This window comes from Olsenella phocaeensis (genome assembly GCF_900120385.1).
GTDB classification, from domain to species: Bacteria; Actinomycetota; Coriobacteriia; order Coriobacteriales; family Atopobiaceae; genus Olsenella_I; species Olsenella_I phocaeensis.
This window is the reverse complement of the sequence record NZ_LT635494.1, coordinates 141,621-161,196: the sequence shown is the minus strand read 5'-3', so window position 1 is coordinate 161,196 and position 19,576 is coordinate 141,621. Positions and strand designations below refer to the sequence as shown.

Annotated in this window: 18 protein-coding genes; 1 reads left to right on the top strand and 17 read right to left on the bottom strand. The window is 67.3% G+C overall.

The features are described 5' to 3' along the window. Positions 1-133: 133 nt before the first annotated feature. From BQ7388_RS00690 to BQ7388_RS00680, 3 genes are read right to left on the bottom strand one after another with little or no spacing between them, the layout of a single operon-like run. On the bottom strand, positions 134-1,108 hold the full coding sequence (locus BQ7388_RS00690) for a sensor histidine kinase (RefSeq protein WP_072499534.1): 975 nt from the start codon (positions 1,106-1,108) through the stop codon (positions 134-136). Further along, a complete protein-coding gene (locus BQ7388_RS00685; RefSeq protein ID WP_083558151.1) occupies positions 1,105-1,866 on the bottom strand; it encodes a response regulator transcription factor in 762 nt (253 codons plus the stop codon). Before BQ7388_RS00685 ends, BQ7388_RS00690 begins: the two co-directional genes overlap by 4 nt. Further along, a complete protein-coding gene (locus BQ7388_RS00680) occupies positions 1,863-2,522 on the bottom strand; it encodes a 5-formyltetrahydrofolate cyclo-ligase (RefSeq protein ID WP_072499533.1) in 660 nt (219 codons plus the stop codon). The genes BQ7388_RS00685 and BQ7388_RS00680 overlap by 4 nt, the downstream gene beginning before the upstream one ends. Before the next feature lie 191 nt (positions 2,523-2,713). Between BQ7388_RS00680 and BQ7388_RS00675 the strand changes: the two genes are divergently transcribed. Beyond that, entirely contained in the window at positions 2,714-3,994 is a 1,281-nt protein-coding gene (locus BQ7388_RS00675; RefSeq protein ID WP_062531318.1) for an amidohydrolase family protein, read from the top strand. A 16-nt stretch (positions 3,995-4,010) separates the two neighbouring features. Here the strand turns inward: BQ7388_RS00675 and BQ7388_RS00670 are convergent, their stop codons facing one another. The 14 genes from BQ7388_RS00670 to ruvX all read right to left on the bottom strand — a co-directional run bounded on the left by BQ7388_RS00670 (position 4,011) and on the right by ruvX (position 19,576). Beyond that, a complete protein-coding gene (locus tag BQ7388_RS00670; protein WP_072499532.1) occupies positions 4,011-4,688 on the bottom strand; it encodes an aspartate/glutamate racemase family protein in 678 nt (225 codons plus the stop codon). A 26-nt stretch (positions 4,689-4,714) separates the two neighbouring features. After that, positions 4,715-5,509: an ABC transporter ATP-binding protein gene (locus tag BQ7388_RS00665; protein ID WP_072499531.1), complete on the bottom strand. Its 795-nt coding sequence runs from the start codon at positions 5,507-5,509 to the stop codon at positions 4,715-4,717. Next, positions 5,509-6,801: an ABC transporter permease subunit gene (locus tag BQ7388_RS13410; RefSeq protein ID WP_407668487.1), complete on the bottom strand. Its 1,293-nt coding sequence runs from the start codon at positions 6,799-6,801 to the stop codon at positions 5,509-5,511. The genes BQ7388_RS00665 and BQ7388_RS13410 overlap by 1 nt, the downstream gene beginning before the upstream one ends. A gap of 68 nt (positions 6,802-6,869) precedes the next feature. Then, positions 6,870-7,664 (bottom strand): ABC transporter ATP-binding protein, encoded by a 795-nt coding sequence (locus tag BQ7388_RS00655; protein ID WP_072499531.1) that lies wholly within the window; start codon positions 7,662-7,664, stop codon positions 6,870-6,872. After that, positions 7,664-8,581, bottom strand: coding sequence for an ABC transporter permease (locus tag BQ7388_RS00650; protein WP_072499530.1), 918 nt, complete (start codon positions 8,579-8,581; stop codon positions 7,664-7,666). The genes BQ7388_RS00655 and BQ7388_RS00650 overlap by 1 nt, the downstream gene beginning before the upstream one ends. 97 nt (positions 8,582-8,678) lie before the next feature. Further along, positions 8,679-9,644 carry an ABC transporter substrate-binding protein gene (locus BQ7388_RS00645; protein WP_072499529.1) on the bottom strand — a complete coding sequence of 322 codons (966 nt, stop codon included), beginning with the start codon at positions 9,642-9,644 and terminating at the stop codon, positions 8,679-8,681. 144 nt (positions 9,645-9,788) lie between these two features. Then, on the bottom strand, positions 9,789-10,778 hold the full coding sequence (locus BQ7388_RS00640) for an inorganic phosphate transporter (RefSeq protein WP_009279073.1): 990 nt from the start codon (positions 10,776-10,778) through the stop codon (positions 9,789-9,791). Next, a complete protein-coding gene (locus BQ7388_RS00635) occupies positions 10,771-11,385 on the bottom strand; it encodes a DUF47 domain-containing protein (RefSeq protein ID WP_159430773.1) in 615 nt (204 codons plus the stop codon). The genes BQ7388_RS00640 and BQ7388_RS00635 overlap by 8 nt, the downstream gene beginning before the upstream one ends. A 150-nt stretch (positions 11,386-11,535) precedes the next feature. Beyond that, complete coding sequence (locus BQ7388_RS00630; protein WP_072499528.1) at positions 11,536-14,223, bottom strand: valine--tRNA ligase; 2,688 nt, start codon at positions 14,221-14,223, stop codon at positions 11,536-11,538. 187 nt (positions 14,224-14,410) lie between these two features. Continuing rightward, a complete protein-coding gene (locus tag BQ7388_RS00625) occupies positions 14,411-15,532 on the bottom strand; it encodes a M24 family metallopeptidase (protein WP_072499527.1) in 1,122 nt (373 codons plus the stop codon). Between the two features lie 72 nt (positions 15,533-15,604). Next, on the bottom strand, positions 15,605-17,317 hold the full coding sequence (locus BQ7388_RS00620; protein ID WP_072499526.1) for an HAD family hydrolase: 1,713 nt from the start codon (positions 17,315-17,317) through the stop codon (positions 15,605-15,607). Beyond that, the gene (gene mltG, locus BQ7388_RS00615) at positions 17,307-18,392 is read right to left on the bottom strand and encodes an endolytic transglycosylase MltG (RefSeq protein ID WP_234946727.1); all 1,086 of its coding nucleotides are present in this window, start codon (positions 18,390-18,392) and stop codon (positions 17,307-17,309) included. Before mltG ends, BQ7388_RS00620 begins: the two co-directional genes overlap by 11 nt. Then, positions 18,389-18,934, bottom strand: coding sequence for a shikimate kinase (locus BQ7388_RS00610; protein WP_072499525.1), 546 nt, complete (start codon positions 18,932-18,934; stop codon positions 18,389-18,391). Before BQ7388_RS00610 ends, mltG begins: the two co-directional genes overlap by 4 nt. A 228-nt stretch (positions 18,935-19,162) precedes the next feature. After that, positions 19,163-19,576 carry a Holliday junction resolvase RuvX gene (gene ruvX, locus BQ7388_RS00605; protein ID WP_072499524.1) on the bottom strand — a complete coding sequence of 138 codons (414 nt, stop codon included), beginning with the start codon at positions 19,574-19,576 and terminating at the stop codon, positions 19,163-19,165.

The window sequence follows — 19,576 nt, the reverse complement described above, 5'->3', positions numbered from 1 at the left end:
GTTCTCCTTTCCGATTCGCTGCAAGCAGAATACGAAACGGCACGTGAGGGGCGCTATCGAGTGGAGTGACGAAAGATGACAGCCCCTGTCACTTTTGCACAAGGGGGATGATGGGCGCGAGTCGGGGGCGACGCTAGAAAACTATGTCCACTCGGGTTCCATGCCCAACCTCAGACCTCACCTCTATTTCGTGCCCAAGCTCGTCGAGCGCGCGCTTCACCACGTACAGTCCGACGCCTGACGACTGGTCGTGATCGCGTCCGTTGCTCCCCGTGAAGTAGAGGTCAAAGATGCGCGGCAGGTCGCGCGGGCGGATGCCAATGCCGTGATCGACAAAGCTGAGCTCCACGCTTCCGTCCGACTCCCCCGCGCCGACCTCGATCGACGACCCCGCGTCCGAATACTTCACGGCGTTATGCAGTATCTGCTCGATGACGAACGCGAGCCATTTCCTGTCGGTGCGCATGCGCAGGCTTGCGTCGATGCCTACAGTGGGGAAGACCTCCCTCTGCGCAAAGAGGCGCCTCTCTTTGTCAATAACGGCCTCTACCACCTCTTTGAGGGACAGATCCTCGATGGTGAGGTCGGCCTGCATGCGCTCCATGCGCACGAGACTCAGGATGAGGTCGAGCTGCCCCTGCATGCGATCGAGCTCGCAGAGCGCACCGAACGAGTCCATATGCCCGGGGTCCTTCTGAACCATGAGGCGCAGGACGCTCACGGGCGTCTTCATCTGGTGCACCCACTGCATGACATGCGTCCGCCAGCGCAGCATCTCGTCGTCTCGCTCGTTCAGCTGGCGCTGGTAGCTGCGGTAGGCATCACGCCTGCGTGTGACGTACGCTTCGGTGACGGGGTCGCCGCTATGGCGCCCCACCAGCTGTTCCATGGTCTCGACGTCATCTTCCAGGCTTTCGTAGAACGCCCGCTTGCGCGCGAATCGCACGACAAGGAACACCGCCAGCACGAATGCCGCCACGAAGAGGAAGTAGGCGATGCCTGCGGCCGTCTCGAAGCCTCGGCCAAAGTGAAAGGCAAGGGCTATGGCAACGGACTCGAGGAGGAAGAGGGCCATGACGTCCAGATGATCCCTGAGGAAGAGCCTCATGGCCTTCCGCCCATGTAGAGACGATAGCCAACGGTGCGCACCACCTTGATCTGGGCGAGAATGCCCGCACTGGAGAAGCGATCGCGAAGCCGGCGGATGTTGACATTCAGGGTGTTGGGCTCCACGAAGCCCTCCCCGTCCCACGCGGCCATGTACAGGTCTCCACGCGCAGCCGTCTTTGGATATGCCCTCATCAGGCATCCAAGGAGACTTGCCTCCGTGGCGGTGAGCTCGATCGTTGAGCCCTGGTACTCCGCCCTGAGGAGTCCCGGGAAAAAGACGAGCCCGTCGCAAGCGAGGGACTCGAGCTCCGTTGTGGCAGGTGCGAGCTCCCCATAGTTGCGGCGCATCTGCGCCTGCACCTTGGCGAGCAGCACGTCGAGGTCGAAGGGCTTCGTCACGTAGTCGTCAGCTCCCGCCTCCATGCCACGCACCTGGTCGGACGCGGCATCACGAGCCGAGACCATGACGATGGGGACGTGCGATGTCTCGCGGATGCGACGACACCAGAAGAATCCGTCGTAGCGGGGCAGGCTCACGTCGAGCAGGACGAGGGAGGGGTCGAGGGCACGGGCCTGGGCGTCTATGTCATCGAACGAGTCCGCCACGCGGCACTGGTAGCGATACCGCCCCAGCAGGTCTGCTACCTGACCCGCGAGGGCGCTGTCATCTTCCACTATGAGGATGGGCCGCAGCGTTGCGCCCTCCTCGGCCCGCCGCGCGCCACCATGTGCCGCCGTTGTCTTCTCCATGGTCATGCCTGGCCCTCCTTCTCTCGCACCCAATTGGACCAGGGGCTCTCGGACGTTTCGATGGTGCGCCGCTCCGTCACTACCACGTCGACGCCCAGGTCATGCTCCCCCACCACGCCCATGGCTGCCAGGTTATCGGTAAGCTGCGCCTCGCGACATATGCCGACGGAAGTGCCAGGAAAATCGGCAAGCAGCGTGTCATAGAAGCCGCCCCCGTACCCCATGCGGAAGCCATGGCCGTCGAAGGTCAAGCCAGGCACGACGGCGAGGATGCTCCCGCCCGCCTCTGCCTCGCGCGCGACGTCCAGAAGGCGATCTGGCTCCGCAAGGGGCTCCTCCACGCCAAAGGAGCTGCGCTCGAGGCGGTCGAAGTCGTCGATGCGATACCACTCCATGAGACGAGTGTGGGGCACCACGCGGGGGATGGCAACGACCTTGCCAGCCAACCACGCCTGACGTACGAGCCCGCGTGTGTCCACCTCCTCGCCTACCGAAAGGTAGGCGAGGACGATCTGGGAGCGTTGCCACTCGGACAGAGAGAGGACGCGGGAGGCGATGCCGGCATCGGCACGCTCTCGCGCCTCGGAGCCAAGGTCCTTGCGCGCCTGCCTGAGCCGCTTGCGAAGCTCCTTCTTGCGCGCGGTGACTTCCTTGTCCTCCATGTGCCTCCCCCAGGACCCAATTCACATCGAGGAGAGCTTACTCCACCCCGAAGCATGCGTCACAGGGAAGGAGGCGCGCCATCCTGCTGCAATGCAGGCAAAGGGAAAAGTATCTGGCACAAGAACCCCGCCTCCTAGCCCATCGAAACTTGGAAGGTCTACGATGGCAGCGCTGACTTCGAGGAGGGGCCATGAGATACGCATTTGCCAATGCCACCGTGATCGACGGAACGCTCGAGGCTCAACCCCAGGAGGGACGCTGCGTACTCGTCGCGGACGGACGCATCGAGTCCGTCGATGCGGGCACGGCCCCCTCCGGATACCGCGTGGTCGACCTCGGGGGCAGATTCCTGCTGCCCGGCCTGATAAACATGCACGTCCACCTCGCGGGCAACGGCAGCCCGAAGTCGGGTGGCAAGGACCCCAAGAAGACGGTGGACGCCATCTTTGCCACTCCTGTCGGCGCGGCCGTCGCCCACCTCATGGTGGCCGGGTTCGCCAAGGCCGCACTCATGGGCGGCGTGACCACCGTGCGCACCGTTGGCGGCCTGCGCGACCTCGACACGCGCGTGAGGGACGAGATCGCCGCAGGCAGGAGGATCGGACCGCGCATCCTCGCCGCCAACGAGGCGGTCTCAGTGCCGGGAGGGCACATGGCCGGATCGGTCGCCGTCGCGGCGACGACCGTCGAAGAGGCCCTGGCCGCGGTCGATGCCGCCTGCGACCAGAACGCGGACCTCGTCAAGCTCATGATTACCGGCGGGGTCATGGACGCACGGGCCAAGGGAGAGCCCGGCGAGATGAAGATGCCTCCAGAGATGGTGCGTGCCTGCTGCGACCGGGCGCACGCGCGCGGTCGCATCGTGGCGGCGCACGTGGAGTCTCCCGAGGGCGTCCGCGCCGCACTCGAGGGCGGCGTCGACTCGATCGAGCACGGCGCCAGGCCGGACGAGGACACCATGGCCCTCTTCGCCGAGAGGGGTTCCTTCCTGGTGACCACGCTCTCCCCCGCCCTCCCCTATGCGCTCTTCGACAGAAGCGTCTCAGGCGCCTCCGAGATGGCCCAGTTCAACGGCAAGGTCGTCTTCGATGGCATCAGGGAGTGCTCGAAGGCGGCACTTGCCGCCGGGGTGCCCGTGGCGCTCGGCAACGACGTGGGCTGCCCCTGGATCGCCCAGTACGACTTCTGGCGCGAACTCGTCTACTTCCACAAGTACGTGGGCGCAAGCAATGCGCTCGCCCTGCATACCGCAACCCTCGGCAACGCCCGGCTCGCGGGCATCGACAGGGTGACGGGCTCCGTCGAGGAGGGAAAGGACGCCGACCTCGTCGTCTGTGCGCGGAACCCCCTCGAGGACCTCAAGGCGCTTCGCGAGGTCGACATGGTCATGGCACGCGGCATCCTCGTACGGCACCCCCACGTCAGACGCAACGCCCTGCTCGACAGGGAGCTGGACAAGTTCCTGGATTAGCCTCGCGGCGCACGCGCTACCTGGCTCTAGCCTCGTCCACGAGCGCCTGGGCCTGAGCCCCCAGGGCGTCGGCCACCGGGAGCGCAAGCTCTCGACCCCGCGCGAGCGCGAGGAGCTCCGGCGCGGCCATCACGATGGCCTGGGCGCCATGCTCGACCGCCTCGCCCACGAGCTCGTCAAAACGTGCCAGGTCGTCCGCTGAGGGTTCCTCTCCCCCGGACACGCGCCCGATCACGGCGTCGACCCACTCCTTGTCCTCGTCGTTGGGCGTGAACACCGGAACGTGGCTCGCCGCGATGGGCGACTTGAAGAACTTCTCGCGCATGGTGGTGGACGTGCCAAGGAGAAGTACGCGCACATACCGCGCTGCGACGATTCTCCTCCAGCTGGCCTCGACCACGCTCAGCAGCCGCACGCTGGTCGTACCCCGCAACTCGCGGAGGACGAGGTGCGCGTCGGTCCCCACGATCGCAACGAGCTCGCAGCCACGATGCTCGAGCGACTCGACCGCAGGGGCGAGGAGCGCGACCAGGCCCTCCCTGTCGCCCTCGCCGGCGAGGGCGTTCGTCAGAGCGGCATCCACGGACGAGCGCTCGACCTGCGCGGCGGTCTCGCCCAGCTCCTCCCCGAGCACGTCCGTGAAGTGGCGCATGCCTGCCTCGCCCGTCGCCAGAACGATGCCCATCTTCCTCATGAGACCCCCCGTCCGCCGGCGCGCGGCTAGCTCAGGAGCATGCGGTCGTTGGCGAGCTCGCCGCCGCTTGCCTCCTCGAACTTGAGGAGCAGGTCGTGGACCTTGAGCGCGCGCTTCTCCTCGCCGCTCACGTCGTAGATCACGTGGCCCTCGTGCATCATGATCAGGCGGCTGCCCAGGCGGATGGCGTCGTTCATGTTGTGCGTGATCATGAGGGTGGTGAGGGAGTCCCTCTCGACGACCTGGGCCGTGAGCTCAAGGACCTTCTTGGCGGTCTTGGGGTCCAGTGCCGCCGTGTGCTCGTCCAAAAGCAGGAGCTTGGGCTTCTTGAGCGTGGCCATGAGCAAGGTGAGCGCCTGGCGCTGCCCGCCCGAGAGCAGGCCGACTTTGGAGCTCAGGCGGTCCTCGAGGCCCAGGTCGAGCGAGGCCAGTCGCTCCGCGTACTCGGCGCGCTCGGCCTTCCCGATGCCCCAGGACAGTCCCCTGCCCTCGCCGCGGCGGCGGGCCAGAGCCAGGTTCTCGTCGATCTGCATGTCGGCCGCGGTGCCGCGCATGGGGTCCTGGAAGACGCGCCCCAGGTAGCGGGCGCGCTGGTGCTCGGAGAGCAGGCTCACGTCGGCCCCGTCGATCTGTATGACGCCCGAGTCGGGCGGGAAGACGCCGGCTATGGCGTTGAGCAGGGTCGACTTGCCCGCCCCGTTTCCGCCGATCACGGTGACGAAGTCGCCGGGCTCGAGGTGGAGATCCACGCCGACGAGGGCGAGCTTCTCGTTGACGGTGCCCTTGTTGAAGGTCTTGCTGACGTTGGTGAGGCGCAGCATCAGCGCTCGCCTCCCTTCGAGTAGGAACGCCTCTGCCGCTGGCGCTCGACGACGGTGGGTACCACCAGGGCAAGGGCGACGATCACGGCCGAGAGGAGCTTCATGTCGTTGGCGTCGAGGCCCATCTGGAGCACGATGGCCCTGATGAGGAAGTAGACGACGGAGCCCACGACCGCCGAGGTGAGACGGCTGCCGAAGGCCTGGAGCTTGCCGGGGGTGAGCCGGCCCAGGACCTCGCCGATGACGATGGCGGCGAGTCCGATCACGATGGCGCCCGTGCCCATGCCGATGTCGGCGTACTTCTGGCTCTGGCAGATGAGGGCGCCCGAGAGGCCCACCAGGCCGTTGGAGAGGGCAAGCGCTATGAGCTTGGTGACGCGCACGTCGATGCCCAGGGCGCGGCACATGTCCTCGTTGTTGCCCGTGGCGCGCAGGGCGGAGCCAATCTCGGTGCCGAAGAACCAGTACATGGCCGCCACCAGAGCCGCTGCCACCACGAGCCCCACGACCATGGCCGAGGCGGCCTGGTTGAGGCCCGTCAGCGCGGAGATGCGCGTGAAGACGGTGTCCACGTTGAGGAGCGGGGTGTTCGACTTGCCCATGACGCGCAGGTTGACCGACCAGAGGGCGATCTGGGTCAGGATCCCGGCCAGGATGGCGGGGATGTCGAACACAGTGTGGAGAAGCCCCGTCACCAGGCCCGCGANGTCGGCCACCGGGAGCGCAAGCTCTCGACCCCGCGCGAGCGCGAGGAGCTCCGGCGCGGCCATCACGATGGCCTGGGCGCCATGCTCGACCGCCTCGCCCACGAGCTCGTCAAAACGTGCCAGGTCGTCCGCTGAGGGTTCCTCTCCCCCGGACACGCGCCCGATCACGGCGTCGACCCACTCCTTGTCCTCGTCGTTGGGCGTGAACACCGGAACGTGGCTCGCCGCGATGGGCGACTTGAAGAACTTCTCGCGCATGGTGGTGGACGTGCCAAGGAGAAGTACGCGCACATACCGCGCTGCGACGATTCTCCTCCAGCTGGCCTCGACCACGCTCAGCAGCCGCACGCTGGTCGTACCCCGCAACTCGCGGAGGACGAGGTGCGCGTCGGTCCCCACGATCGCAACGAGCTCGCAGCCACGATGCTCGAGCGACTCGACCGCAGGGGCGAGGAGCGCGACCAGGCCCTCCCTGTCGCCCTCGCCGGCGAGGGCGTTCGTCAGAGCGGCATCCACGGACGAGCGCTCGACCTGCGCGGCGGTCTCGCCCAGCTCCTCCCCGAGCACGTCCGTGAAGTGGCGCATGCCTGCCTCGCCCGTCGCCAGAACGATGCCCATCTTCCTCATGAGACCCCCCGTCCGCCGGCGCGCGGCTAGCTCAGGAGCATGCGGTCGTTGGCGAGCTCGCCGCCGCTTGCCTCCTCGAACTTGAGGAGCAGGTCGTGGACCTTGAGCGCGCGCTTCTCCTCGCCGCTCACGTCGTAGATCACGTGGCCCTCGTGCATCATGATCAGGCGGCTGCCCAGGCGGATGGCGTCGTTCATGTTGTGCGTGATCATGAGGGTGGTGAGGGAGTCCCTCTCGACGACCTGGGCCGTGAGCTCAAGGACCTTCTTGGCGGTCTTGGGGTCCAGTGCCGCCGTGTGCTCGTCCAAAAGCAGGAGCTTGGGCTTCTTGAGCGTGGCCATGAGCAAGGTGAGCGCCTGGCGCTGCCCGCCCGAGAGCAGGCCGACTTTGGAGCTCAGGCGGTCCTCGAGGCCCAGGTCGAGCGAGGCCAGTCGCTCCGCGTACTCGGCGCGCTCGGCCTTCCCGATGCCCCAGGACAGTCCCCTGCCCTCGCCGCGGCGGCGGGCCAGAGCCAGGTTCTCGTCGATCTGCATGTCGGCCGCGGTGCCGCGCATGGGGTCCTGGAAGACGCGCCCCAGGTAGCGGGCGCGCTGGTGCTCGGAGAGCAGGCTCACGTCGGCCCCGTCGATCTGTATGACGCCCGAGTCGGGCGGGAAGACGCCGGCTATGGCGTTGAGCAGGGTCGACTTGCCCGCCCCGTTTCCGCCGATCACGGTGACGAAGTCGCCGGGCTCGAGGTGGAGATCCACGCCGACGAGGGCGAGCTTCTCGTTGACGGTGCCCTTGTTGAAGGTCTTGCTGACGTTGGTGAGGCGCAGCATCAGCGCTCGCCTCCCTTCGAGTAGGAACGCCTCTGCCGCTGGCGCTCGACGACGGTGGGTACCACCAGGGCAAGGGCGACGATCACGGCCGAGAGGAGCTTCATGTCGTTGGCGTCGAGGCCCATCTGGAGCACGATGGCCCTGATGAGGAAGTAGACGACGGAGCCCACGACCGCCGAGGTGAGACGGCTGCCGAAGGCCTGGAGCTTGCCGGGGGTGAGCCGGCCCAGGACCTCGCCGATGACGATGGCGGCGAGTCCGATCACGATGGCGCCCGTGCCCATGCCGATGTCGGCGTACTTCTGGCTCTGGCAGATGAGGGCGCCCGAGAGGCCCACCAGGCCGTTGGAGAGGGCAAGCGCTATGAGCTTGGTGACGCGCACGTCGATGCCCAGGGCGCGGCACATGTCCTCGTTGTTGCCCGTGGCGCGCAGGGCGGAGCCAATCTCGGTGCCGAAGAACCAGTACATGGCCGCCACCAGAGCCGCTGCCACCACGAGCCCCACGACCATGGCCGAGGCGGCCTGGTTGAGGCCCGTCAGCGCGGAGATGCGCGTGAAGACGGTGTCCACGTTGAGGAGCGGGGTGTTCGACTTGCCCATGACGCGCAGGTTGACCGACCAGAGGGCGATCTGGGTCAGGATCCCGGCCAGGATGGCGGGGATGTCGAACACAGTGTGGAGAAGCCCCGTCACCAGGCCCGCGACCACGCCGGCAAGCATGCCCAGTAGGATCGCGACCAGCGGGTCGAGCCCCAGCGAGACGGAGGCGACCGCCGCGACGCAGCCGCCCAGGGCGAAGCTGCCGTCGACCGTCAGGTCCGCGATGTCGAGCATCTTGTAGGTGACGAAGAGTCCGAGCACCATGACGCCCCAGAGGATTCCCTGAGAGACGGCACCCGTTAGAGCTGACAGCATGCTACCCCCAAACCTGCGATGTGCCCCGGGTCGCCCCGGGGCACACGACGAACGTCAGAAACTGTCGTCCCATCCCGGGACGAGACGCGACCCGCGCCTAGGCGCCCAGCACGGAGAGGTCGACCCCGATGGCGTCGGCCGTGGCCTGGTTGGTCGCAAGGGTGCAGTCCTCCGCAGCGAGGTACTCGATGGGCATCTCGGCAGGCTTGGCCTCGCCCTTCAGGACCTTGACGGCCATCTGGCCAGCCTTGTAGCCCAGCTGGTCGTAGTTGACGCCATAGGTGGCAAGGCCGCCGTTGTCGACCATGCCCTGCTCGCCCACGATGACCGGGAGCTTGTGCTCGATCGCCACCATCGAGACCGTGGACATGCCTGCGGCGATCGTGTTGTCGGTCGGCGCGTAGGCGACGTCCACCTTGCCCACCATCGACTCGACGACCTGCTGGATCTCGTTGGAGCTCGAGACCGAGAAGCGGACGGCCTCTAGGCCGCGGGCGGAGGCGGCAGCCTCGGCGAGCGCGACCTGGACGTCGGAGTTCGACTCGGCGGTGCAGTAGAGCAGGCCGACCTTCTTGGCGGAGGGGATGAGCTTGACCAGGAGGTCGAACTGGTCCTCGACCGGCGTGAGGTCGGAGCTGCCCGTTACGTTGCCGCCCGGGGCGTCGTTGGAGGCGACGAGACCGGAGGCCGCGAAGTCGGTGATGGCCGTACCGATGACGGGAATCTGGTCGGTGGCGCCTGCGACCGCCTGCGCAGCCGGCGTGCCGATGGCGAGGATGAGGTCGTCCCCGTCGTTGACCAGCTTGGAGGCGATGGTCTGGCAGGCCGACTGGTCGTTCTGGGCGTTCTGCTGGTCGATCGTGTAGCTCAGTCCGGACTCGTCGAGCGCGCGGACGAAGCCGGCGTTGGCCGCGTCGAGCGCGGCGTGCTCGGTGAGCTGCAGCACGCCGACCTTGTAGCCCCCCACAGAGGGAGCGGCGGCGTTTCCGCAGGCAGAAAGGGTGAACGAGGAGCAGCCCCCCAACGCGAGGGCAAGGAAGGACCTTCTGCTAAGGCTGTTCATGGCAATCCTCTCTGAACGCGCCGCAGGGCGGCGGCAGACGTCTCGATGCAGTTGGTTATATCAGTTGCAAGACGTCCGATGGTTTCCTGCGCATTAAGTTATTTATGGGACCGCTCGGGATGCCGTGCAATTCGCCCGAGAGCCCTAGAAGCGCTCCGCCACGAGGGCGAAGAGGGCGCCCAGGCACATGGTGGCCGGAAGGGTCACGACCCAGGCGGTCACGATGCTGCCGGCGACCCCCCAGCGCACGTTCTTGATGCCCTTGGCACTGCCCGCACCCATGATCGAGGTGGTGAGCACCTGCGTGGTGGAGACAGGTGCGCCCAGGGCGGTCATCGCCTCGATGGCGATGGCAGAGGCCGTCTGGCAGACGAAGCCGATGGCGGGCTCCAGCTTGGTGACGCCCTGGCCCACCGTCTTCATGATGCGCTGCCCGCCGATGGCGGTCCCCAGGGCCATCATCGCCGCGCAGAGCACCTTCACCCAGAGGGGCACGCCGGCCCCGGCATCGAGCATCCCCGCCGAGACAAGGGCGATGGTGATGATGCCCATGGTCTTCTGTGCGTCGTTGTTGCCGTGGCTGTAGGCCATGAACATCGACGAGGCGACCTGGGCCTTGTGGAAGAAGGAGTTCGCGTTATGGGCCGTGACGTCGGCGAAGGCCTCGAAGGCCAGGTTCATGAAGACGAAGCCCAGGGCCAGGCCGATGAGGGGCGAGGTGAAGAGGGGAATCACGACCTTGTCCACAACCCCCTCCCAGATCACGTCCTGGGGTCCCCCCGTGAAGACCATGGTCGCGCCGATGAGGCTCCCGATGAGGGCGTGGCTCGAGCTCGAGGGAATCGAGAACCACCAGGTGAAGAGGTCCCAGGCCACGGCGCCCAGGAGGGCGGCGAGGATGACGTGAAGTCCCAGCTGCACGCTCACCAGGCCCGTGGCGATGGTCATGGCGACCTTCTCGCTCGTGAGCGCGCCGACGAAGTTCATGGCCGCAGAGCTCAGGATGGCCACCCGGGGAGAGAGGGCGCGCGTGTACACCGTGGTGGCGATGGCGTTCGCCGTGTCGTGGAAGCCGTTGATGAACTCGAAGGCGAACGCGATGACGAGCACGGCGGCGAGCAGCGGGCTAGGCATTCTTCATTACCACGCTATGAGCGACGTTGGAGACGTGCTTGCAGTTGTCGAGCGCGTCCTCCATCTTGTCGAGCAGGCTCTTCCACTTGAGGGTGTGGATGGGGTCGTCGTGGGCGGCGAAGACGGCGCCGAGCGCCTCCCGGTAGACGACGTCGCCCTGGTCCTCGAGCTCGTTGACGCGCCGCATCTGCTGCGTGACGACGGGATCCTTCTTGAACCTGTCGAAGTGCTCGAAGAGGGTCTGGAGCTCGCGGGCGGAGGCCAGGGTGAGGTCGGCCATGTCCTTGGCGGGGGCGATCATCACGTTGACGTCGTAGATGGCGAAGCGCGCCGAGACCCCCTCCATGCCGTCCACGATGTCGTCCAGGAGGGTGATGAGCTGGAATACGTCGTCGCGGTCGAAGGGCGTGATGAAGGAGCGGTTGAGCTCGTCCATCGCCTGTCCGGTGAGCTCGTCGTGCCTGCTCTCGAACTCCTTCATCAGGGGGATGAGGGGCTTGGAGCTCGGCCACTCCCCCACGATCCTCACGAAGAGCTCCGCGGCTTCGACGATCATCTTCGACGACGCCCTGAAGTGGTCGTAGAAGACGGCTTCCTTGCGACTCACGCGGCTCATAGGCCCCTCTTCCAGGGCGCGTGCCCATCTCGTTTTTTGACGAACCGTTGAATTCTACACCCGTGGCAGAGTGCCCCGCCACCGCAGGGCGTCAGGGCACTCGAATCCGTCTGTGGCGGGCGGGGGCCGCGGGCGGCAGGCCTATGCGAAGTCGGCAATCTGGCTCCTGAGCTGCTCCACCGCCAGGTCGAGATCCTCCTGCTGCTGGCGTTTCTTCTCGATGACCTCGGGTGCCGCCTTGGCCACGAAGCCCTCGTTGGAGAGGGTGCGAACGACGGACGCGAGGTCTTTCTCCGCCTTGGCAAGCTCCTTCTGGAGGCGCCTGGACTCTGCGGCGAGGTCCACGAGCTCGCCCACCACGACGAAGGCCTCGAGGCCGCCGTCGGCAACCGAGACGGAGCCCACCGGGCGCTCCTGCCCGGCGTCGAGCATGAGCTCGCTCACGCGGCCCACCTTGCGGATGAAGCCCTCCTGCGAGGAGAGGACCGCGAGCTCTGGCTCGCTGGCGCGCACCGCCACGGCAAGCTCGGCCTTGGGCGAGAGGCGGTAGCGGGCCCGGGTAGAGCGCACGACGGAGATGAGGCGCTTGGCGAGCTCGAAGTCGCCCTCGGCGCGCTCGTTGACGAAGCCCGCGAGCGCCTCAGGCTCGGGCCAGGCGGCCGTCATGAGGAACTCGCTCGAATGGTCGTCCAGGGCGGAGGCGGGAAGCATGTCCCACACGCTCTCGGTCACGAAGGGCATCACCGGGTGGAGCAGGCGCATGCTCACGTCGAGGACGAAGACCAGGTTGCGCTGGACCTGCAGGCGCTCCGCGGCGACACCGTCCAGGAGGCGGCCCTTGCAGAGCTCGATGTACCAGTCGCAGACCTCGTTCCAGAAGAAGGACTGGATGTCACGGGCGTAGTCGCCGAACTCGTAGGCCTCGAGCTGCGAGGTCGCCGTGCGCACGGCGCGCGCGAGGCGGCTGAGCATCCAGGCGTCCTCGGGGGTTTGCGCGAGCGCGGGGCCCGGCTCGTAGCCGTCGAGGTTCATCTGGACGAAGCGGCTCGCGTTCCAGATCTTGGTCACGAACCCGCGCGCCTGCTCGGTCCGGGGGCTGTCTATGAGCGCCTTGGTCTTCTTGTCGATGTTCGCGTCGAACTTGACGTCCTGGTTGTTGGTGATGAGCGTCAGCAGGTTGAAGCGCATGGCGTCGGCGCCGTACTTCTCCATGAGCTCCATGGGGTTGACGCCGTTGCCCTTGGACTTGGACATGCGGCTGCCGTCCTTGGCCAGGATCGTCGCGTAGATGTACACGTCGTGGAAGGGCACCTCTCCCGTGAAGTAGAGGGAGCTCATGACCATGCGCGCCACCCAGAGGGCGATGATGTCACGCGCGGTGACCAGCACCTTGGTGGGGTGGTGCCCCTCCATCTGCTCCGGGTGGTCGGGCCAGCCCTGCGTGGCGAAGGTCCAGAGCTGCGAGCTGAACCAGGTGTCGAGCACGTCCTCGTCCTGGTGCACGTGGTGGCCACCGCAGTGGGGGCACACGTCCACGTCCTCCATGAGGGCGTCCTGCCAGCCGCAGTCGTCGCAGTAGAAGACGGGGATGCGGTGGCCCCACCAGAGCTGGCGGCTGATGCACCAGTCCTTGAGGTTCTCCATCCAGGTGAGGTAGGTCTGGGTCCAGCGGTCAGGGTGGAACGTGACCTCGCCGTCCCTCACGACCTCGCAGGCACGCTCCTTGAGCTTGTCCACGGCCACAAACCACTGCTCGCTGAGCCAAGGCTCGAGGGCGGTGCCGCAGCGGTAGCAGTGCATGACGGAGTGGTCCAGCTCCTCGACGTGGTCGAGCAGCCCATGCTCCTCGAACCAGGCCACGATGGCCTTGCGGCACTCGTCGCGGTCCATGCCGCTGAACTCGCCGTAGCCCTCCACCACGTGCGCGGTCTCGTCGAAGATGTTGATCTGCTCGAGGCCGTGGGCCTGGCCCATGGCGTAGTCGTTGGGGTCATGCGCGGGGGTCACCTTGACAAATCCGGTGCCGAAGCCGGCGTCGACGTGCCAGTCCGAGAAGATGGGGATCTCGCGGTCCATGATGGGCAGGATGACCGTCTTGCCCACGAGCCCCGCCTTCTTGGGGTCGGATGGGCTCACGGCGATGCCGGTGTCGCCCAGCATGGTCTCGGGACGGGTGGTGGCCACGGTCACGTACTCGACGCCGTCCACGGGCTCCGCCAGGGGGTAGCGCAGGTACCAGAGGTGACCCTTCTCGTCCTGGTACTCCGCCTCGTCGTCCGAGATCGCGGTACGGCAGCTGGGGCACCAGTTGACGATGCGCTTGCCGCGGTAGATCAGCCCGTCGTGGTACCAGTCGACGAAGACCTTGCGCACGGCCTTCGAGAACTCGGGGCTCATGGTGAACTTCTCGTCGTCGAAGTCGATCGAGCAGCCCATGCGGCGGATCTGGCTCACGATGGTCCCGCCGTACTCGTGCGTCCAGTCCCAGCAGGCGTCGAGGAACCTCTCGCGTCCGATCTCGAGGCGAGAGACGCCCTCGGACTTGAGCTTCTTGTCCACCTTGGTCTGCGTGGCGATGCCGGCATGGTCAGTTCCCAGGATCCAGCGGGTGGAGCGGCCCCTCATGCGGTTGTAGCGCACGAACGCGTCCTGGATGGCGTCGTCCATGGCGTGCCCCATGTGCAGGATGCCCGTGACGTTGGGGGGCGGGATCACGACGGTGCAGTCTCCCACGCCCTTGCTGCGCTGGTAGCAGCCTGCAGAGACCCAGCGGTCGATGAGAGCGGGCTCGCTGGCCTGGGGGTCGTAGGTCTTGGGCATCTCTTCCACAGGTACTTCCTCTCGTCTGGCCCGGGGCACGCGTTGGCACTCGTGTCTTGAGCGCGCGCGACCTTCGGGCTGGTCAGGTCTGCGCGAGGGGCCATGCCCTCGCGGCTAGCAAAGAAGAATAGCACGCAGCGGGTGGGGCCTCCCCTGCCGGATCGACCCGCCGCGCGTCGGGTTGCCCTGTCGTGCGCTACCCCACCACGCGGAGCTCGTGGCCGGACTTGGTGAAGGGATGGTAGCCGTCCTCCCCCATGATGCCGAAGTCCTCGAGGCGCACTCCGAAGCGACCGGGCAGGTAGATGCCCGGCTCGATGGTTATCACGGAGCCGACGGGGACGGGCTTGTCGTAGAGCCTGCCGAAGCTGGGCTGCTCGTGGATCTCGAGCCCCACGCCGTGGCCCAGGCCATGCTTGAAGTAGTCGCCGTAGCCGGCGTCGGTGATGACCTCGACGGCCAAGTTGTGGATGTCGCTGCCGATGCAGCCGGGCCTTGCCTCGCGGGCGCAGGTCTCGTGGGCGAGACGAACCACGTCGTAGACCCGGCGCTGCTCCTCCCCCGGTTCGCCCACGCACACGGTGCGCGTCATGTCGGAGTGGTAGTCGTGGTAGCCGGCACCGTAGTCCATGACGACCATGTCGCCCTCCCGGACCACGTACTCGCCCGGCTGGGCGTGCGGGTTGGCGCCGTTGGGCCCCGCGGCGACGATGGTGTCAAACGAGAGCGCGTCCGCACCATGCGTGAGCATGTAGTTCTCGAGCTCGACCTTGATCTCCTGCTCGGTCACGCCCGCCTTGACGAAGCCGCAGATGTGCTCGAAGGCCGCATCGGTGATGCGCTGGGCGTGGCGCATGAGCTCGACCTCCTCGGCGTCTTTCACGATGCGCAGGCCGACGATGTCGCCGTGCATGCGCGGGACGAGGCAGGCGGTCGACTGCTTGGCGCAGGCAACGTTGAAGGCGTCGAAGAAGGCGAGGCTGCAGCTGTCCTCGATGGCCACGACGCGGGCGTGCGCCATCGAGACAACGCGCGCCGCCCACTCCGCGGGGTCGACGAGCTCCATGTCGATCTGCCAGGGTGTGTCGGCGCCCAGGCGCTCCTGGAAGGTGTTGAAGTAGCGGGAGTCGGTATGGAGCCAGAGCCCGTCGGCCGTGACGACGGCCGTGTGCGCCACCTCGCCGTCGAAGGTGCGCTCGGCACCCGTGAGCCAGCGCAGGTCGGGGTTGTTCCTCAGGATCGCGGCGTCGTAGCCACGCTCCCCCATGAGCGCGCGGAAGCGCTCGACGCGTCCCGCGCAGGCCTTTGCGTCTGCCATGTTCTGTTCCTCTCTGGCCATCCTCTGCCGCGTGGGTGCGGGGTCCTGCCCCGCGTCGGCAGTTCGATCCTTCTATTCCTCGGGCAGGTGGGCGTCGCACCAGGCGGCGGCATGCTCGGCGAGCAGGTCCTCGTCGACGGAGGAGAGCCTCACGCGCCCCACGGCCTGGGGCAGCGCCAGGAGGAAGCGGTTGCTGCGCGCGAAGCGCTCCCTCCTCAGGGCCTCCACCATGGCCCCCGGCTCGAGCTCGCACTCTATGGGCTCGACGCCCAGGCGCTCGAGCAGCTCGTCCTGCACCAGCACGTCGTCCACGTCGAGCTTGCCCTCGCCGGCCGAGATGCGGGCGGAGAAGCGAAGGGCCTCCCCCAGGAGCTCCGCCTCGGATGCCGCGGGGACCAGCGGGCGCAGGGCGCGCACGAAGTCCTGCCCATAGAAGAGCGACTGTCGCACGGCGACGGCCGTCGAGGAGGCGAGCTTACCGCGGGCCTTGAGCAGGGCCATGGCTTGGTCGAGGAGGACGTCCTCGTCGCCCTCCATGATCTGGGGCGTGGCGTCCCAGAGGTGCTCGAGCGTCGGCCTCGAGTCCGCGACGGCCGTGGCGACCATCAGCGCGAGCGAGAGGCGCGTGGCCTCCGAGTNCGAGGCCTCCTTGACCAATGCACCGGCGGAGAAGCCCAGGGCGACGGCGTCGTCGGTCGCTGCCGCGAGCAGGGCGACCTTGCCGTCTGGCGTGGCGGAGGCGATGACGCAGGCGGCCTTCTGCCCGCCCATGCCGTCGCGGATGGTGTCCCAGGCGCTGCGGAGCTCCTTGCCCGAGAGGCCCTCGACGCGGGCGATAGCGCAGCGGTAGCCGCCCAGGTCGACCGCGGAGGAGATAGCCTGCGCCAGCTGGTCGCTGGAGGCACCCACCTTGGCCGCGTCCAGGCTCTTGCGCGCCTCGCGGAGCTCCGCCTCCAGGGCCTCGACGCGCGCCTTGAGGTCGGACGGGCGGCACTTGAGCGACGCCGCGACGTCTTCCAGGAGCTGCAGGCGCTCGTCCACGTACTCTATGGCGCCGGCGGAGGTCACGGCCTCGAGCCTGCGGGCGTTGGACCCCACGGAGCTCTCGCTCACGATCTTGAAGAGGCCGAGCTCCGCGGTGTTGCGGGCATGGGTGCCGCCGCAGAGCTCGCGGGAGAAGGGCGTCTCGGACTCGCCGCACGAGACCACGCGCACGACGTCGCCGTACTTCTCGCCGAAGAGGGCGACTGCACCGGACGCCTTGGCCTCCTCGATGCCCATGATCCTGGTCACGATGGGCTCGGCTGCGAAAATCTGCGCGTTGACCAGCCCCTCGACGCGCTCGACCTCGTCCTTGGTCATGGCCTCGAAGTGCGTGAAGTCGAAGCGCAGGCGGNGGTTCCCCGCCACGACGTCGGTGAACACCTGGTCGCCCACGAGCACGGCCTGCTCGGCGGGGACGCCCACCTTGCGCAGCGCGGCATGGACGGCGAAGGGCAGGGGCTTCATGGCGTGATGCACGACCTCGCAGCCCAGCTCGCGGGCCGAGCGCTCGACCTCGGCGGAATGGAAGTTGTTCGAGACGACGCAGGTCGCCATTCCCGCCTCCCGCACCCGCCCGAGCCAGTCGAGGACCTGCGGGGGCGCGACCTTCGCGTCGCGAGGCACGCAGGTGTTGTCACGGTCCAGGAGCACGCAGCGCACCCCCTCGGAGGCGAGGCGCCCGACGTCGACGAGGTCAACGGAGGCGACGTAGGCCGTTGCCTCGAAGGGACTACGAGGCATTGGAGATCGCCTGCAGGTGCTGGTCGTAGGTCTCGGAGAAGACGTGCTCGCTCTGGGTGATCCAGAAGTAGAGGTAGTTGGTGCTGGGCGGGTCCATCGCGGCCTGGATGGAGGCAAGGCTGGGCGAGCAGATGGGAGTCGGGGTCAGTCCCGCGTTGAGGTAGGTGTTGTAGGGGCTCTGGGTCTTGAGGTCGTCGGCGCTCACGGCACCGCCCGTCACGTAGCCCATCGTGGCATCGCTCTGCAGGGCCATGCCCTCCCTCATGCGGTTGTACATCACGGACGAGATGTTGCTGCGGTCCTCGTCGTTCAGGGCCTCCTTCTCGATGATGGAGGCGAGGGTGAGGATGCCGTAGTCGCTCATGTCGATGCCGTAGGTCTCCTTGATTCTCGCCTCCGCCGAGGCGAGGTCGAGGCTCGCGACCTCCTGCCCATATTGGTCGAGCATGGCGCGGATGACGGCATCCGCGCTGGCCGCCTTGCCGCCCAGGTCGTAGGTCTTGGGATACAGGAAGCCCTCGAGGGAGTCGTTGGCGGCCCGTGCGAGGAAGGGGTAGTCGGCGACGTAGTTGGAGGCCTTTGCCTGGTTGAGGAAGTCCTCGGCCGACACGCCGATGCCGCTCGAGCCGACGGCCTCCGCCGTCTTCTGGAGGGTGAGGCCCTCGGCTATGGTCAGCTTGCCCGCCGCGGAGTTGGGCCCGCTCACGAGCTGCCTCACGACCTCGGACACGTTGGCGCCGGTGAAGAAGTCGTAGGAGCCGCTCTTCATGCTCGACTCCGCGCCCTGGGCCTGGACGGCCTTGAAGAACTCCCCGCTGTCGCTGATGACGCCGGCGTCGAGGAGGATCTGGGCTATCNCCCTGAATCCGGCGTCGGTGACCTGCCTGCGCAGACGCTCGACCAGCCCCTCGTCGGAGCCCGCCGGGACCACGATGGCGCAGACCTCGGGCCTTCCGGCCACCGTCTTGAGGACGGACCCCAGCCCCTCGACGAGGTCGCGGCCCACGCGCACGTCGCAGGAGCCCCCGGGCACCGAGACCCACTGTCTGACCAGCTCGGGCACCTCTTCGCTCATAGCAGACCCTTCTCCCAGAGCAGCTGGGCCGCATCGGCACAGACCTGCTCGAACGTCCTGTTCCTGATGTCTATCGTGTAGTCGGAGGTCGCCTCGTAGAGGGGCCGCCTCCGGACGTGGAGGCTCCTGGCGCAGTCCACCGTGGCGAAGTCGGGCCTGAGCTCGGGATGCCTGAGCTGGCGAAGGGAGTCCTCGACGTCCCCGTCGAGGTAGACCACCGTGCCCATGCGGTGCATGAGCTCGCAGCTCTCCCGCCCCTCCACGATGCCGCCCCCGCAGCTCACGAGCAGGGACTTGCGCGAGAGGAGGCCCCTGAGGACCTTCGCCTCGTCGCGTCGAAACGCCTCCTCGCCCTCCCGCTCAAAGATCTGGCAGACGCTGAGGCCGCGCATGCGCTCGACCATGCGGTCGGTGTCCACGTAGTCACGACGGAAGAGCCCACCCAGGTTGCGCGCCAAGGTGGACTTGCCCGCTCCGTGAAAGCCCACGAAGAAGATGTGGTCGCAGCCCTCGTGGACCACGTACCCGCCAGCCGATGCCATAGAGCCTCTCGAGAGGAAAGATGTCTTTCGTGACGATTCTAGCATCCGAGTCCCGGGCTATTCCCCCCTGAACCGGCGGTCTCCCAGCACGACGCGCTCCGCGACGCGCAGGAGCTGCGNCCGCGCGAGCGACGCGTGTCGCCGCCGCGGACGGGCCGGGAGCCGCGACTCGAGGGCTCGGGCGAGAAGTGCGATCCGTTGCGGGTCGGGTTGTCAGACATCAGGGACCTAATCTACTCGGGCGTCCAGCCAGGCCTGCAGGAACAGGGACGCCGCCACCATGTCGACGCGCCCGCGCATCGAGCGCTCGTCGTACCCCTGCTCACGAAGGATACGCTTGGCCTCCCTGGACGAGAAGCGCTCGTCGGCAAACTCCAGAGGAAGGCCGCAGGAAGCCGCGACCCCCCTCGCCTGCTCCATGACGCGCTCGGCCTGGGGACCCTCCTCGCCCGCAAGGGTGAGGGGGCGGCCGCACAGCAGGAGCTCGGGCTCGTAGTCCTCCAGGATGCGCCTGAAGCTGCGCGCGTTCTGGAGGACCTCCTGGGCCGGGAGCACCTTGACGGGAGAGGCGATGCTTCCGCTCGCGTCGCTCGCCGCGACGCCGATGCGCACCTCCCCTATGTCGAGGGCGAGGACCCGCAT

Excerpts from the sequence above, each read along its gene's own strand:
- BQ7388_RS00690 (WP_072499534.1), bottom strand. The coding sequence starts at position 1,108 with ATGAGGCTCTTCCTCAGGGATCATCTGGACGTCATGGCCCTCTTCCTC.
- BQ7388_RS00685 (WP_083558151.1), bottom strand. The coding sequence starts at position 1,866 with ATGACCATGGAGAAGACAACGGCGGCACATGGTGGCGCGCGGCGGGCC.
- BQ7388_RS00680 (WP_072499533.1), bottom strand. The coding sequence starts at position 2,522 with ATGGAGGACAAGGAAGTCACCGCGCGCAAGAAGGAGCTTCGCAAGCGG.
- BQ7388_RS00675 (WP_062531318.1), top strand. The coding sequence starts at position 2,714 with ATGAGATACGCATTTGCCAATGCCACCGTGATCGACGGAACGCTCGAG.
- BQ7388_RS00670 (WP_072499532.1), bottom strand. The coding sequence starts at position 4,688 with ATGAGGAAGATGGGCATCGTTCTGGCGACGGGCGAGGCAGGCATGCGC.
- BQ7388_RS00665 (WP_072499531.1), bottom strand. The coding sequence starts at position 5,509 with ATGCTGCGCCTCACCAACGTCAGCAAGACCTTCAACAAGGGCACCGTC.
- BQ7388_RS00655 (WP_072499531.1), bottom strand. The coding sequence starts at position 7,664 with ATGCTGCGCCTCACCAACGTCAGCAAGACCTTCAACAAGGGCACCGTC.
- BQ7388_RS00650 (WP_072499530.1), bottom strand. The coding sequence starts at position 8,581 with ATGCTGTCAGCTCTAACGGGTGCCGTCTCTCAGGGAATCCTCTGGGGC.
- BQ7388_RS00645 (WP_072499529.1), bottom strand. The coding sequence starts at position 9,644 with ATGAACAGCCTTAGCAGAAGGTCCTTCCTTGCCCTCGCGTTGGGGGGC.
- BQ7388_RS00640 (WP_009279073.1), bottom strand. The coding sequence starts at position 10,778 with ATGCCTAGCCCGCTGCTCGCCGCCGTGCTCGTCATCGCGTTCGCCTTC.
- BQ7388_RS00625 (WP_072499527.1), bottom strand. The coding sequence starts at position 15,532 with ATGGCAGACGCAAAGGCCTGCGCGGGACGCGTCGAGCGCTTCCGCGCG.
- BQ7388_RS00610 (WP_072499525.1), bottom strand. The coding sequence starts at position 18,934 with ATGGCATCGGCTGGCGGGTACGTGGTCCACGAGGGCTGCGACCACATC.
- ruvX (WP_072499524.1), bottom strand. The coding sequence starts at position 19,576 with ATGCGGGTCCTCGCCCTCGACATAGGGGAGGTGCGCATCGGCGTCGCG.